This is a genomic window from Streptomyces lydicamycinicus (assembly GCF_000829715.2).
In the GTDB taxonomy this organism is placed as follows: domain Bacteria; phylum Actinomycetota; class Actinomycetes; order Streptomycetales; family Streptomycetaceae; genus Streptomyces; species Streptomyces lydicamycinicus.
In genome coordinates, this window is record NZ_BBNO01000003.1 from 650,532 (window position 1) to 665,280 (window position 14,749).

13 protein-coding genes are annotated in these 14,749 nt (G+C 68.6%); 2 read left to right on the forward strand and 11 right to left on the reverse strand.

The genetic code is table 11. The annotated features are described in order from the left end of the window. Nucleotides 1-6: 6 nt before the first annotated feature. The 4 genes from TU31_RS11810 to TU31_RS35885 all read right to left on the reverse strand — a co-directional run bounded on the left by TU31_RS11810 (nt 7) and on the right by TU31_RS35885 (nt 4,844). Nucleotides 7-1,275: a hypothetical protein gene (locus tag TU31_RS11810; RefSeq protein WP_042153115.1), complete on the reverse strand. Its 1,269-nt coding sequence runs from the start codon at nt 1,273-1,275 to the stop codon at nt 7-9. A 140-nt stretch (nt 1,276-1,415) separates the two neighbouring features. Further along, a complete protein-coding gene (locus tag TU31_RS11815; RefSeq protein ID WP_042153118.1) occupies nt 1,416-2,603 on the reverse strand; it encodes an ATP-grasp domain-containing protein in 1,188 nt (395 codons plus the stop codon). A 646-nt stretch (nt 2,604-3,249) separates the two neighbouring features. After that, a complete protein-coding gene (locus TU31_RS11820; RefSeq protein ID WP_042153121.1) occupies nt 3,250-4,029 on the reverse strand; it encodes an SDR family NAD(P)-dependent oxidoreductase in 780 nt (259 codons plus the stop codon). A 68-nt stretch (nt 4,030-4,097) separates the two neighbouring features. Beyond that, complete coding sequence (locus TU31_RS35885; protein WP_052718902.1) at nt 4,098-4,844, reverse strand: right-handed parallel beta-helix repeat-containing protein; 747 nt, start codon at nt 4,842-4,844, stop codon at nt 4,098-4,100. A gap of 332 nt (nt 4,845-5,176) precedes the next feature. On the opposite strand from TU31_RS35885, the gene TU31_RS11830 reads away from it, so the two are divergent. Further along, nucleotides 5,177-6,886: a M4 family metallopeptidase gene (locus tag TU31_RS11830; RefSeq protein ID WP_042153123.1), complete on the forward strand. Its 1,710-nt coding sequence runs from the start codon at nt 5,177-5,179 to the stop codon at nt 6,884-6,886. Nucleotides 6,887-6,950: 64 nt separating this feature from the next. On the opposite strand, the gene TU31_RS11835 is transcribed toward TU31_RS11830, so the two are convergent. From TU31_RS11835 to TU31_RS11855, 5 genes are all read right to left on the reverse strand, one after another. Further along, entirely contained in the window at nt 6,951-7,733 is a 783-nt protein-coding gene (locus tag TU31_RS11835) for a hypothetical protein (protein ID WP_042153126.1), read from the reverse strand. 196 nt (nt 7,734-7,929) lie between these two features. After that, complete coding sequence (locus TU31_RS11840) at nt 7,930-9,345, reverse strand: DEAD/DEAH box helicase (RefSeq protein WP_042153129.1); 1,416 nt, start codon at nt 9,343-9,345, stop codon at nt 7,930-7,932. A gap of 421 nt (nt 9,346-9,766) precedes the next feature. Beyond that, nucleotides 9,767-10,324 carry a hemerythrin domain-containing protein gene (locus TU31_RS11845; protein WP_042153132.1) on the reverse strand — a complete coding sequence of 186 codons (558 nt, stop codon included), beginning with the start codon at nt 10,322-10,324 and terminating at the stop codon, nt 9,767-9,769. 497 nt (nt 10,325-10,821) lie between these two features. Then, on the reverse strand, nt 10,822-11,307 hold the full coding sequence (locus TU31_RS39645) for a hypothetical protein (RefSeq protein ID WP_245698502.1): 486 nt from the start codon (nt 11,305-11,307) through the stop codon (nt 10,822-10,824). A 37-nt stretch (nt 11,308-11,344) separates the two neighbouring features. After that, a complete protein-coding gene (locus TU31_RS11855; RefSeq protein ID WP_042153133.1) occupies nt 11,345-11,947 on the reverse strand; it encodes a CGNR zinc finger domain-containing protein in 603 nt (200 codons plus the stop codon). A gap of 80 nt (nt 11,948-12,027) precedes the next feature. Between TU31_RS11855 and TU31_RS11860 the strand changes: the two genes are divergently transcribed. Beyond that, complete coding sequence (locus TU31_RS11860) at nt 12,028-12,720, forward strand: haloacid dehalogenase type II (protein ID WP_042153135.1); 693 nt, start codon at nt 12,028-12,030, stop codon at nt 12,718-12,720. Between the two features lie 65 nt (nt 12,721-12,785). Here the strand turns inward: TU31_RS11860 and TU31_RS11865 are convergent, their stop codons facing one another. Together TU31_RS11865 and TU31_RS11870 are read right to left on the reverse strand one after the other, a co-directional pair. Continuing rightward, nucleotides 12,786-13,451 (reverse strand): restriction endonuclease, encoded by a 666-nt coding sequence (locus tag TU31_RS11865; protein WP_245698503.1) that lies wholly within the window; start codon nt 13,449-13,451, stop codon nt 12,786-12,788. Nucleotides 13,452-13,904: 453 nt separating this feature from the next. Next, a complete protein-coding gene (locus TU31_RS11870) occupies nt 13,905-14,693 on the reverse strand; it encodes an SDR family oxidoreductase (RefSeq protein WP_042153139.1) in 789 nt (262 codons plus the stop codon). Nucleotides 14,694-14,749: the final 56 nt, after the last annotated feature.

Consider the following 14,749-nt stretch of genomic DNA (forward strand, 5'->3'; position numbering starts at 1 on the left):
ACTCCTTCAGCCCGTCGTCTCGACGAGAGGAAGCCGGCGGCGCGCGGGAACCCGGGAGACCAGCTGCTGCTCCTGGGCGAGTTCGCGGGCGAAGCAGCCGTCCTTGTAGGCGCCGGAGAGGCGCTTGTTGGTGAACGCCTCGATGGCCGCGTGGTCGAATTCCAGGTCGTAGCGGACGTCTTCGCCCCCGTCGGCGACCGTGCGGACGAGGATGCCCAGGTGCGGCTCGAAGGTGTTGACGCAGCCGACGATGTCACCGATCTTCTCGCGGCGCCCGTCCGCGGACTCCGACAGCACGCTCTCCTCGGTGGGGATGGCGGCGAACAGCTGGCGGCCGGCCCGGCACCAGCCGACATGCCCGGGGAACCCCATCGCCTTGATGCCGAAGGTCCCGAAGTCCTCACTCACGCCGAGCTGGAAGCCCAGTTCGACGTTCTCGTGCAGCCACTTGAAGTCGCGGTAGGCCTGCTCGATCTCCTCGTAGCTGAGCTGGAGTTCGGGGTGCCGGCCGCCGTGGTCGGAGAAGTTGTTGAAGCGGACCGTGTCGACGCCCAGCTTGTTGAAGTAGTGGGCGTAGCGCTCCAGGGACTGGCGGCCGTGGTTGTGCTTGCCGATGGTGACGCCGATGTTGACCCGGAAGGCATCCGAGCGGTCGGCGTCCGCGGGAAGCGTGCTGCGGTGGTGGTCGTTGTAGTGGTCGATCCGGCGCAGCACCTCCTCGGTGTTCGCCCCGCTGAAGACGCCCTTGATCGGGTAGCTGCCGTCGTCGATGACGGCCAGGTTCTCGTCGATGACGCCGTGGTAGGTGATGGAGATGGTGCCGTAGCCGTTGACCCGGGCGAGGTCGAGAAGCTCCAGGTAGTTGTCGGCGAGCAGCGGGCGGCCGCTGGTCCAGGCGTCGCCCTTCTCCATTGTCTCGGTGGGCTTGTGGTCGGATTCCTGTCTGAACTCACGGTTGTTGGCGGGGCCGTAGATGCGCATGAACTCACCGTCGTACGCGAAGCTGTCCACGTACCGCGGGTAGACGTGGTAGCCGTGCGACTGGAGGCCGGAGAGGATCCGCGGGCCCTCCTCCATGGCGAACGACTTGTCGTAGACCTTCTCGTAGTTGACGAACCAACAGTGCGTACATTTCTGTCCGCAGGTGTTCTTCCCGACCTTGGTGTCCAGGTCGAGGTAGATGTGGATCTCCTCGGGCTTGATCTCGTGGAACGGCGTCGTGAACGGCGCGTCTCCGTGGAAATCATAGGAAATCGGCGCGTTGTCGACAGACATGTTTCCCCCTGGGGCGTGGTCGAGTCGAGTGATGAGAGACGTACGGCTGTAGCGATGAGCGAGGTACGGCTGTGATCGGCCCAGGGTGCTCCCTGTGGCAGGGCGGGCCCCGGACCGGAATGTGGGGGTGGTGGTGCGTGTTACGCGACGGGCGCGGGGACGTCGGGTCGCGTGGTGACGATGGGCAACGCCGTCAGCTCGGCCACCGCCGCCACGCACGCCGCCGCGTCCGCGGCGGTGACGACGGCCGTGCCCAGGCGGTCGGTGGAGGACCTGAGCGGGCGGACCGGGTCGCCAGGCTCCACGGTGACCTCCCACTCCACGATCGTTCCGTGCGCCAGTGACGGTGGTGGGGCGACGGCGGTGACCGTGCCGGGCGGTGCGGTGAAGAAGACGGTCGCGGCCGCGGCGGCCACGGCCTGCCCGCGCGGCACTCCCGCGTCCACGGCCCATCCCAGGGCGGCGACCCGCCAGTCGATGCCCGTGGTGAGCCGCACCAGGTCGGCGATGCCGTCGCCACCGAGGCGGTTGTGCGTCTCGATCACGATGACGCGGTCGCCGTCCACCTTGACCTCGGTGTGGCTCGGCCCGTCCGTCAGCCCGAGGGCGTCCAGCAGCTGTCCGACCGCCTCTTCGACCCGTGCCCGCCCGCGGGCGTCCAGGGCCGGAGGCGGCATCATGTGGCTGACCTCGACGAAGCTGCCCGTCGTCCCCTTCTGGGCGATGCCGACGACGGTGTGCCGGCCGCCGGCGGACAGCGTCTCCACGCTGAACTCCAGCCCGCCGACGAAGGCTTCCAGCAGGGTGCCGGCGGTCCGGCGGTCCGCCGGCAGGTCCGCCGCAAGGTCCAGCAGAGCCACCGCATTGCTGCCGACGCCGCTGACGGGCTTGGCCACCACGGCGGTGTGCCCGGCGAACAGCCGGGCCACCGCGTCCGGGTCGCCGCCGGACGCGAAGGCCGGGTTCAGATGTGGCGCCTTCCGTTCGAGGACCCGCCGCATCTCCAGCTTGTCGCGGGTGTGCCGGACGACTGCGGGGGTGACCCCCCGCACGCCGAGCCGCTCCGCCGCCGCGGCCGCCGGCTCCAGACCGAGCTCGGTGAGCGAGACAACGGCAGTGGGCGATAGCGGCTTGAGCACCTCGTCGACGAACGCGAGGAAGGCCGGGCCGTCGTGGAAGTCGACGGTGTGCACCTGCCGTGTGCCCGGCGTTCCGTTGCTCCGGTCCAGGGCCGGGGCCCCGGGCAGCTGTACATGAAGGAGATCACCGGGGAGAGCCTCGGCCGCTCGCGCGACCGTCGGATTGGCACCGATGACCACCAGGGTCACGACAAGGTCTTTCTGGATTGCATGCTGCGATACACGTCTGGCCCCCCGCTTTCTTCAGGTCCGGGAACACGTCCGCCGACGGCACCGGGACCACATAACTGAGCCAACGCCAAAACGGGGGCCGCAGCGCGACGACCGACCGTTCGAGTGGCGAGGCGTTGACAAGGTCGCAGCGGTACTCCGTCCCTGTCAACAGACTTGCGCAAAGCTTGACTTACCGGGAAGGGCGCTCTGACCTGCATCAAGTCCCAGGGCCAGAGAGTTGACTGAAACTGTGCGATGCCCGTCCCATATCCGCCCCTGACGTTTTCCAGTCGATTCCACCCCCACCCCAAACCGCCCGGAACCGAGCGGCAGCACCGGAGGCAAAGGCCCGCTGCGCCTGGTCAGTACGCGAGGTGCGAGGGGCACCCGATGCCTCCTCCGGGGGCTGCTTTCGGACAGGGCGCGCCAGCCATCCTTGACGGTAGCCCTCCGTCTCCCCTCTTGGACGGGCACGTCCCCAGGAACCGGAGAAGCTACGCAAAAGCACATGACTCCGGTTCGCGGGAAGACGCAGTTTCCGTACGGCGAACGAGGGGCGGCGCCCCGGTTGAGGAGGGCGGCTGCGTGGAGCTTCGCGAGCCGGGGGAAGGCGGTGCCGGGCTCAGTGAACGGAGAGCCCGCCGTCGACGAAGATCGCCTGCCCGGTGACGTAGCCGGAGGCGCGACCGGCCAGGAACACCGCCGCTCCGGCGAAGTCCTCGGCCAGGCCGTTGCGACCGACCATCGTGCGCGCGGCCAGCGCCGCCACCTTCTCCGGGTCGGAGGACAACCGCGCATTGAGCGGGGTCATGACGAAGCCAGGAACCAGCGTGTTGCAGGTGACGCCGTGTGGTGACCACGCCTCGGCCTGAGAGCGGGCCAGCGACTCCAGCGCCCCCTTGGAGACTCCGTAGGCGCCGCTCTGGACGAACGCCCGGCGCGCCTGCTGGGAGGTGACGTGGATGATCCGCCCGAAGCCCCGCTCGGCCATGCCCGGCCCGAACCGCTGGCCCAGCAAGTAGGGCGCCTCCAGGTTCACCGCCATGGTGGCGTCCCACACCTCCTCGCCCAGCTCGCCCATCGGCGGACGCAGGTTGATCCCGGCGCTGTTGACGAGAATGTCGGGCTCGCCGAACACCCCAGCCGCCTGCTCCGCCGCCGCGCGCACCCCGTCACGACTGCTCAGGTCGGCGCTCACCCAGGCCGCCCGACAGCCGTCCGTCGCCAACTCGTCGACCGTGGCGGCAAGTTCCCGCTCCTTGCGCGCCACGATCACCACACGTGCCCCCGCTCGGGCGAGAGCCCCGGCGATGGCTCGGCCAATGCCGGAACTGCCGCCCGTCACCACGGCGACCCGGTCGTCCAGCGAGAACAGTTCGGAGAGATAGCTCTGCGAGATCATGCCCGCACCCTAAGGGCAGTCGCACCCTAAGGGCTGTCCCGTAATCCCTGGCAGGCGCACGACGACAGCTACGACACTCTGTTGCCGCCCTTGTTGACGATGCTCGCCCTCGTGCAGTTGCTCCAAGTGAGCCTGAGGCCGGTGCTGCCGCCGCCCTTGCCTCCCCACTTGATCAGCGGGAGCCGCCTGCCGGAGTAGCCGGTTCCGTACTTGTTGCTCTTGAACACGTTGCCGCGACCGCAGGTCTCGCCCTTCTCCAGCCGACCCCACTCGCTGAACATGGCGTACTTGCCGGACTTGCCGAAGGTGTTCCCGCTCACCGTGTTGTTCCGGCTGCCGTCCCTGATCCGTACGGGATCGCCGGTGATCGACGAGAATTTGTTGCTGGTGACGCTGCTGCCCGACGTCTGCACCAGGTAGACGCCGTGCATGTTCCCGCCGTTGCGCAGCCCGGAGAAGGTGTTCTTCCGGATCACGATGCCGGAGGAGTGCTTCACATGGACGGCGGCGTAGCCGGTGGAGCCGCTGAGGTTCTTGAACGTGTTTCCGCTGACCGTGACGTTCGAGACGTTCCTCAGCAGGATCGCGTTGGCGTGGCCGGAGAACTTCCTGCCGCTGATGGTGAAGCCGCCGGGACCGCCGTCGATGCACAACTGGTAGTCGCCCCTGGGGCACTTGACCTGCCCCGGGTATCTGGCGGCGGTGGCACCCCAGCTCGGCTCAGCCATACCGCCGAGCAGCAGTGCGGTGCCGATGGCGGTGGTGAGGGCGGCGGTCGGTACGAGACGGCGGGCACGCGGGCCGTGTGTGGGCATGGACGACTCCTGCCGGTGGTGTCGGGTGGGTGGTGGTGCGCGTCGGCCGGCCCCCCGTGTGGCCGGCCGCCGCGACAGCAACCGAGCCTGGGCGACCGGATCCGTTCCGGCAACGGCTTTCGGTGTCCGGGACAGCCGTTCGGCTGTCCGGGCTGGTCAGCGGCTTGTCCGGAAAGTTGCGGCTGGGGCATCCGACGTGGCCGGGACGGGAACCCTGGTCCCCCCCCCCGCGACCGGAAGGCCGCCGAGCACGTCGGCCTTCCGGTTGCCGCGCCCGTTACGGTGCGTGACGATCGAAGAGGGGCAAAGCGGCGGGGGTGCAATGAGGGGTTATGGCCATGTCACACCTGGAACGGTTTCGCTATCACGTTGCCGACGACCCGGAGGTGCGCGGCGCGCATCTGGGCCCCGAGATGGTGCGCGGAGTGAGCGCGCCCGAGGGTGAAGAGAGCCGGCAGGAGTTCAACTCGGCAGAGTCTGCCGCGCGGTTCTATCTCGCTGAGAAGCTCGCCCAGGAAGAAGCACCGGGGCTGCGCCGTGCGGTCCGGGACGACCGGCCTGAGCGCGTTCCCGATTTGGCCCTGCGCGAGGCGCCGCGCCGTCAGCTCGGCATGGGCACCACCCTGGTCCGCTTCGAGCAGACGCAGCAGGAGATCCCCATCTTCGGCACCGAAGCGTTGGTCGAGATAGACGAAGACCAGCGACTGGTGTCGATGGACTGCCGGCTCGGCGAGGTGACCGGTGTCGGCTCCGTGCCCGAGCTGTCAGGGACGGATGCGCTGGAGCGCGTCAAACAGGAGACAGGGAGCACGGTCGCTGCTGAAGAGCTGCCGCCGGCGAAGCTGGCCTACGTCAACCAGGGCGACGACTGGCACCTGGCCTGGCATCTGCGAGAGGTGCCGGCCCAGCTGCCCGCCATGCGCCGTGAGGAGGGCGACCGTGGCCATGGTCTGGGCCGGTCCCCGCGCGAGGACTTCCCGCTCACCGGTTACCTCGTCGACGCCTATTCCGGCGAGATCATCCAGTCCTACGGGATGACGCCCACGGTGACGGTGCCCACTCGGCTGGAGGGCGACGACGAGGTCAGCGTCCACCACCGGTTCCACGGCAGCCGGCAGGACGGCTCATACCTCCTGGACGACCTGCGGCGGCAGATCGCCACCTACGACTTCGATTTCGCCGACCTTGCGCAGGTCGACGAGCTCCCGGCGTCGGCGATCCGTTCTCCGCAGGCCGACTTCGGCACCGACCACCGGGCCGGGATCTCGGCCCACGTCAACGCTGAGCGGGTAGCGAGGTTCTACCGTGATCAGCTGTACCGCGACGGCATCGACGACGCCGAAATGGACCTGGCCTCGGCGGTCAACTGCATCTACACCGAAGACGGGCCGGGGCCTGAGTGGGTCAACGCCGTCTGGTGGCAGGGGCGGATGTGGTACGGCCAGGTCTCCGTAGGAACCCGGCTGGTCAGCCTGGCCCGCCATCTCGACATCATCGCGCACGAGCTGACCCACGGAGTCATCGAGACCTCCAGCAACCTCGTCTACCAGGACCAGTCCGGTGCCTTGAACGAGTCGCTGGCCGACACGATGGGCACGATCATCGCCAACTGGTACCAGGCGCCCCACCGCGACGATGTGCGCACCTGGACGTGGGAACTCGGGGTCGGACTGGGCGGCAACGGGCTGCCGCTGCGTGATATGAGCGACCCCACTCGTACCGGCGATCCCGACCATATGCGTGACTACCTGCACACCACACGCGACAACGGCGGCGTCCACACCAATAGCAACATCCACAACAAGGCGATGCACCACCTGCTCACCTCGGTGGACGGCGCGGGCAAGCCGGTCCTCACGGTCGAGGAGTGGGCGCTGCTGGTCTATTGCGCGTTTGTGCGACTGCTGAGTCAGTCGGGGTTCGCGGATATGCGCCGGGCGCTGCGGGACGTCACGAAGACGTATCTCGCCGGCAACACCGCCGCGCGGACCGGCGCGCTGGCGGCAGTCGATGACGCCTATCGGAGTGTGGGCATCACCTAGGGACCGTCCGGCAGGGAGCGGCCACTTTCGGCGGAGCTTGCTGGGGTTTACCGGCGCGGCCGCGTCAGAGCCCAAGGTCGCGGGCGAGGGCGGTCATCACGGCCCGGGTCTTGGTCTCGCCGAATCGCGGCGATGCGACGTTGCGCTTCCGCAGCGCGCGTTCGAGCAGCTTCTCGGCCTCAGCCGCTTCGGCCGTACTCATACGGACCGAGACCTCAAGGAAGCGCAGGCCCTCGGTGGTCCACTCCTCGATGGCCACGGGACGGGGCAGCATGTCCCACTCCTGCTTCCACTTGACGGCGTGCACCGGACCGAGCGCCCGCAGATCCGTGAGGTCGTTCTTCTTCAGCCCGACGGCGTCTTCCAGGAGGTCGCGGTGCGGCTCGGCGAGGAGGTGGTCCAGCGCTCCGTGCCCGGGGCCGAGCGCCGACTCGATGAGCTTTGCCTTGACCTCCCGGTCGGCCTGAAGTGAGGCGGACAGCACGGGCGTGAAGGCGGGGCCGGTCCGGTCCTCCTCGATCGTGAACTCCCAGTCCTCGTCCTCATTCTTGACGTTCTTCTGCCAGTCGCGTGGCAGCGGGGGGCACGGTCGCAGCTTGACGGTCATGTCGGTTTCGCGCTTGGACCCGTGATCCTCGTTGTCCATACGCAGGCGGATGATGACCCCGCGGTCGAGGAAGGGCAGCGCGATGCCGTCGCCACCCCTCTCGGGACTGTCCCAGAAGTGGATGGTGCGACTGCGGCCCTCACCGGCCTTGAGTTCGAGCGCACGGGCCGCCTGCTGGGCCTCGTCTCCGGAAAAACTGATCTTGATTTCCGCGGCCGTGGCCGTTGGAGTCTGTGTCATGGTGCTGTTATTCCACGACGTACCGCACCTGGCGTTCTGCCTCACCGGCCCGGTCGACGGGGGTGCTGCCCATTCCCCTTCCCGGAGCAGGCAGAAGCGGCTCACAGCGCCGACGGGGGCCGGCCCCGGATGAGAAACAGGCACTCAGCTGGGCGATGTCGCCCCATGGTCGCGGACCTCGCGCCCGTGTACCGGCTCAGTTGCCGCGGCGCACCCGGGCTGCCTTGCGGGCTTCGGCGAGCTTACGGGCCTCGTTGGCCTTGCGGGACTTGCCGCCGGCGCCGCGGGAGGCGTCCTTGCTGGTGCCCAGGCCGCGGAAGGGGGAGTTGGTGTTCTTGGCCCGGGGCGCGGAGGGCCCACCGTCGAGCGGGGTGCCGGAGGGGGTCTTGGCCCCGGTGATCCGGCTGAGCTCCGCCTCACCCGAGCGCACCTTGGTGACCGTCGGCTCGATGCCGGCCGCGGCTATCAGCCGGCTCGTCTCGCGGCGCTGGCCCGACAGCACCAGCGTGACGACGCTGCCGGACTCACCGGCCCGGGCAGTGCGGCCCGCCCGGTGCAGATAGTCCTTGGGGTCGGTGGGCGGGTCGACGTTGACCACCAGATCGAGGTCGTCGACGTGCAGACCACGGGCCGCGACATTGGTCGCCACCAGGGCGGTGATCTGGCCGTTCTTGAACTGTGCGAGGGTCCGAGTGCGCTGCGGCTGCGATTTTCCGCTGTGCAGGGCCGCGGCGGGCACTCCGCTGGCCCGCAGATGCCGGGTGAGCTGGTCGACCGCGTGCTTGGTGTCCAGGAACAGCAGTACGCGGCCGTCGCGGGCGGCGATCTCCGTCGTGACTGCGTACCGGTCGGGGCCGTGGACGACCAGCACATGGTGGTCCAGCGTCGTGACCGCACCGGCGGACGGGTCGACCGAGTGGACGACGGGGTCGTGCAGGTAGCGGCGGACCAGGTGATCGACGTCGTGGTCCAGGGTGGCCGAGAACAGCATCCGCTGGCCGTCGCGGTGCACCTGGTCGAGCACCGCGGTGACTTGCGGCAGGAAGCCCATGTCGCACATCTGGTCGGCCTCGTCGAGGACGGTGATCCGCACCCGTTCCAGGCGGCAGGCCTTGCGCTCGATGAGGTCGTGCAGGCGGCCGGGGGTGGCGACGACGACCTCGGCCCCGTCGCGCAGCGCAGCGGCCTGCCGGCCGATCGACATACCGCCGACGACCGTGGCCATCCGCAGCCGGAGCGCGTCGGCATACGGCGCGAGCGCCTCGGACACCTGTTGGGCCAGCTCCCGGGTAGGCACCAGGATCAGGGCGAGGGGCTGCTTCGCCTCCGCGCGCCGCCCGGCCGTCCGTGCGAGCAGCGGCAGACCGAAGGCGAGCGTCTTGCCCGATCCCGTGCGCCCGCGCCCCAGGACATCGCGTCCTGCGAGGGCGCTGGGCAGTGTGGCCGCCTGGATCGGGAAGGGCTTGTGTACCCCGAGCCCGGTGAGCGTTCGCAGCACCTCGGCCGGCAGTTCCAGGTCGGCGAAGGAGGCGGCCGGGGACACCGCCGGGGTGAGGGGCACCGGCCGGGCGAGGTTGCCGTGCGAGGTGCCGAGGCGGTCCGGGTGGTTCATGAAGAGCCTTCCGCAGGGGAACGTACCGAAGAAGGCCCGGCAGGAATGAGCAGCCGACGAAACAAAGGGAACCGCTCGGACGGAATTGTCGACCGTCATGGCCGCCCGAAAATTTGAGGCTAACACGAAGTGACTGCTCGGCCCGGCCCTGCGGCACTGATAGGGCCCCAGCAGACGCCCGGAAGCTGACAGGAAGAGCTGCGGTTTCCGGTGCCAATATCCACCGCGTCCACCCAGGCGCTCACGGAAGACCCAGCAGCCCACCGGCATAGCGCGATCGATCGGCCCGAGGGATGCGGCGTACTCCGGACTCACGGAAAGCCGGAGATCCTCGAATAATCGGTGCGTCGACTCCAGCGCCGGGACGGGAGTTGGAGCCCATCTATGTGCCTCAGGGATCTGGAGGACGTATCGGGTGCGGTTACCGGCCGCGGCCGGTGACGTAGTCGCGGGCCCGGTCGACCAGGCCGAGGCCGGGTGCGAGGAGCCGGTTGGCCGGGGGCTTACTCGGTGCGGCCGGGTGCGGGCGGGTGGGGGCGGTCTTCTTCGCCTCGCGGACCTTTTCTCCCAGACTTTCGAGGATGTAGGAGTGCACGTGGTTGCGCAGCTGGGGGAAGAGGTGGTTCTCCTCGTCATCGACGTGCGAGGTGACCTCTGTCTTGAGCTTGACCACGAGGCGGTCGAAGTCGGTGTCGTCCGGCGCGCGCTCTTCGAGGTCTTTGAGGAGTTGTTCGACGCGTGCGTGGTCGGCGATCTCCTTGTCCGCCAGTGCGTCGCCCTCCTCCAGGTGCTCGCGCACGGCCGGGTAGAGGTGCATCTCCTCGGCGACCGAATGCCGCACCAGCTCGATGGTGATCGCGTCGACCAGCCGCTTGCGGTCCGCACTGCCGGGCAAGGCGTCCTCGAACTGCCCGAACAGCTCGTCGACCTCTCGGTGGTCGGTGGTCAATTCCTGGATGACATCTCCGCCGTGACCCACGAACTTCGCCTCCGCTCGCTGCGCACCTCGGCCGGTACCGGGTGTGTGAGTGCACGGGTTCCCGAGGCGGGCCCTGGATAACGCGATGCGGGCGAATTACGCCGGACGCCCGGCCGGGGGCCGAGCAGTCAGCCTGGAATCATGCGGATGCAGCACAGAGCGCGACAGCGGCCCTCAGGGCCCTCGCCGAGAGCCCCAGCAGCTGCTGGGACGCTGTCTCTGCCGGTCTTCCTGGAATACGGGTGACGGACAAACTGAGGCAGCACGAGGAAAAAGGACCATTGCGCGCGTGGCACCCACGCGCCCGGCCCAGCAGCCGGGATGATCACCGGCGGGTGCGGTGCGTTCTGTGCCCATCGTCCCGGCCACCCTCACCGGCCGGCGCCTCTGTGCCCGCCCGCCTCCCGTTCCAAGGGCGTCCGGCGGGCACAGGGGCGACGACACCTGACGTGAAGGGACTTCAGCCACCCCACACGGGCCGGCCGGGACCTGATGTATCAGCGCCATGCGCGGCCCGGTGTCCCGTGGCTCTCGGAGGCAGCGCGTGGGAGGTGTGGACACGACAGGCCGGAACGGTCGTTGGGCAGACGCATGCGATGGGCCAGGTCACGCGTCATGCGTTGAGTGAGGCAGCTGCGCCAGGTGACATCGGGGTAGCAGGCACGCAGGTGCGCAACGGCGCGTGTGCCCAGGCCGCTGTCCTGCAAGGGCGTAGCGACATGGACCTGGGTGATCACGCCGTTCGCACAGATTTCGCACACCTCGTAGGTGACCTCGCCGACGACGCGGCGGATGTACACCAGCAGCAGGCTTTGGGCCCACTCACTCGTCGCAGCCGGGGAGTGGAAGATCTCCACATCGCGGTAGGCGAGCACCCGCCGGTGGAGCTTGCCACGCCGGCGGCGGGGGCGGATGTGTCGTGGCCGGCGGCGGTGGAGGTTCTGTCGTAGGGCTCCCGGCACAAAGTTACGTGTGGCAACCATGCACGCCGTCTACCCCCGGCGAAACTGGACAATCACCTCAGTGCGGGCCACTGCTCCCGCCACCGCGCCCAGTGGTTCCGCCGGGCCCGCGCCCCTCGGCGGTGGTCGAAGCTCGTCTGCGAGCTCGGTAGGCCGCAGCCTTGACGCGGTTGCCGCACTCGTCCATCCCGCACCAGGTGCGCCGGGCGCCGCGTGAGCGGTCGAGATAGATGCGGGTGCAGTCAGTACGACCGCACTCCTTGAGGCAGGCGTGGGGATCGGCGAGCACGGCGATGCCGCTTCTGGCTGTGTGAGTGAGTACTGCGAGAAGGTCTCCCGCGATATGCAGCCCCGCGTCGCTGAGTTTGATGACGGGGACTGGCCCGGTAGCCGTGTCGTTGACGATCTTGAGGCTGCCCGGATCGAAGGGCCGGTCGAGCACGCGATCCAGAGCTAGTCGGTAGATCGCTTCTCGCAACGACAGCGCGGACTCGAAGGCGGCGAAGTCGGCGGTGACGCGGTCCGGGAGCTCGTCGCATTCGGCCACCCACCGCTCAAGGTCTGCGGGCGCGGCTAAGAGGTCGACGGGCTCGTCTCGGCGAGACACCACGGTGCCGGCCAGATCGAGGGCTGGGTTGCCGCTCACGAACGCAAAATTCACGTCACCATCTTGACCGGTGACGAGGCTGACGGCAAGATCGTCACCTGTTGAGCCGGTGACGCAAGCGCGCAGGAGAACGCATGGCCGAGATCTGCGACATCGAGGTCGTCGTCTTCGACGTCCTCGGAACACTGGTCGACGAACGCAGCGGGCTTCGAGCGGAAATCCGCGAGGCGGTGTCCGCGTCCCCGTATGCGTCTGTCGATGAGCTGTGCACCTTGTGGCAGCAGCATGTCGAGGTCGAGCAGCAACGCATCACGGAAGGGCACCGCACGTACGTCAACACTGAGATCATCGACAGCGAGGCTGCTCAACGGGTGGCCGACCACGCCGGGTTCGCCGATCCGACGACCATCGCCCGGCTGGCCACAGCGGGGCAGCGACTGCCCCCCTGGGGCGACTCCGTCGCCGGTCTCGCGCGGCTCGCGCAGCGATTCCCCGTGCTGGGGCTCTCCAACGCCAGTCGCACCGCTCTGCTGCGGCTCAACGCACATGCCGGCCTGCGCTGGCACCAAGCCCTGTCCGCCGAAGCTGTCCTCGCCTACAAGCCGGCGCCCGAGGTCTACCAACTCGCCGTCGACGTCGCCGGATGCCCACCAGAACGCGTGCTTATGGTGGCCGCCCATGCCTGGGACCTCCGCGGAGCCCAGGCGAAGGGCATGCGGACCGCCTACGTCCAGCGACCGGTCGGGGACCCGCCGACGAACTCCGACGTCTTCGACGGGCGGTTCGACGGACTGGACGAACTGCTCACTGCGCTGACAGCGAGGTAGCCAGTCGGCGGCCCGCGGTTCGCGGCGGCGACATGACGAGTGGAGCCGGCCGGGTCTCTCGGACCTCAGCCGTCGGCCTGCCACGGGGCTGGGCCGATGCCTGCTTCCCAGGCGAAGAGCATGTCGTGGTCGAGGCATCGGATGCCGCTCTGCTCCGCGTAGGCGACTGCGGGTTCGGTGAAGGTGCTGGTGGTGATGACCGCCGCAATGTCGGCGTCATGGACGGTGAAGCAGGTCCCACCGAAGCGTTGGAGGTCCTGGGACCCGACCCGGTTGGCCTCGCGGTACTGCTTGCACTGGATGACGAGACGGAGTCCGTCGGGCGTCACGGCGAGAACATCGGCCCCCAGGTCATTGGCACCGCCGACGACACGGACGTCCAGGCAGCCATCACGTTCACACAGGAGCGCCACCAATTGCTCGAATTCATCCGGGCTCACGTCGGCGTCATCGGCCAGATAGACATCTTCGTCTGCTGGGTCTTCGCTCTGGACGCTGAGTTCGGGGGCGGCCGGAGACGCTTGGGCACAGGTGGTCTCGGCCCCTCGCCGTATGGGTCGGCTGCGATATCGGCGCCGGATGATGCCCAGGGCCGTGGCGGCGAGCACCAGGCTGAGAAGTGCGACTGCCCCAGGGCGGACCGTCGAGCCCTGCAAGAGCGCCTTGAGGACGAGTCCTACGCCGAGAACACCGCTGGCGACGAGACCGAATGCAATGGTCAACTGCCGCATGCGGAAACGGGGGCGGCGAGTTGGGGCATGCTCCCGGGGCATCGGTGACACCATGGCGATTGTCTCCTAGCCTTGAGTCGATGATCGTTTAGATCTCCTGCCCCACGGCTTCCGGATCATTGCCTGAAGATCATTCCCGCGAAGAACCCCTTCCCCGGGTGGGCATCGCGCTCGCTACAAGCCGCCCGTCCGCCTCTGCTGGACGACGTAACGGAGCTTGCCCGGACCCTCGATCTCGGGGAGCCTTCGCGGGAGATCACCGACGGGGGCTCCGTGAGCGCGGCCGGCAGCGCTTGCGTTCAGGCTGATCTGGCCCGGTGCAAGGCTCGTGCCGGCCACCGGCGCCTTGCGCGAGGCCACCCGCCCACATGCAACGTACGCAGGGTGCAGGCAAGGTCATCCATCCGCTGCCGTGCCTCTTCGCCCCCCGGGTGGGCCACCGGCATGGTCAGGTCAGGTGAGTCCGCCGTCGGCGCGAATGTTCTGGCCGGTGACCCAACGGTTGTCGGCGCGGACGAGCAGGGCGACGAGGTCGGCTACGTCACCGGGTTGGCCGATCCGGCCGAGCGCGGTCATGGCGGCGGCTCCCTCCAGCGCACCCGGTTGAGCGCTGTCCCGGAGGAGGTCCGTGTCGGTCGGGCCGAGAGAGAGGGTGTTGGCCGTGATGCCCCTGCAACCGAGTTCGCGGGATGCGACGCGGGTGATCTGTTCGACGGCAGCCTTGCTGGCGGCGTAGATGGCCTCGCCCGGGCTGGGCCAATGCGTGCCGACCGTGGAGATGGTGATGATCCGTCCACCGTCGCGCATGCGGGCTGCGGCCTGTTGCACAGCCAGGAACGTGCCTCTTGCGTTCACCGCCATGACGCGCTCCCAGTCATCGACAGTGGCCTCAGCGATGGGTGCACTGGTGAACACCCCGGCGTTGACCACCAGAATGTCCAGCCCGCCGGCTCCGGCCTCGCGGAAGGCTCCGTCAGCCGCAGCAAAAGCCTCGGCGACCTCGTCGGGCGCGGCAAGATCGAGACGTACTGCGTACGCCCTGCCGTTCAGCTCAGCGATTTCGGCGACCAGACTTTCGGCTGCCTCGGGCTGCGTGCGGTAGGTGAACACCACAGTGGCGCCGTCCGCGGCCAGCCGGCGGGCGATGGCGCGGCCGGTACCGCGCGATCCGCCGGTGACCAGAGCACCGCATCCTGCCAGGGGCCGAGGAGAAGCATCAGATGAGCCCGTCGAAGAAGTCATGACGGCACGATGACATCGATTGCGGCACAGATCCTTCCTCATTCGCGGAAAGCGTG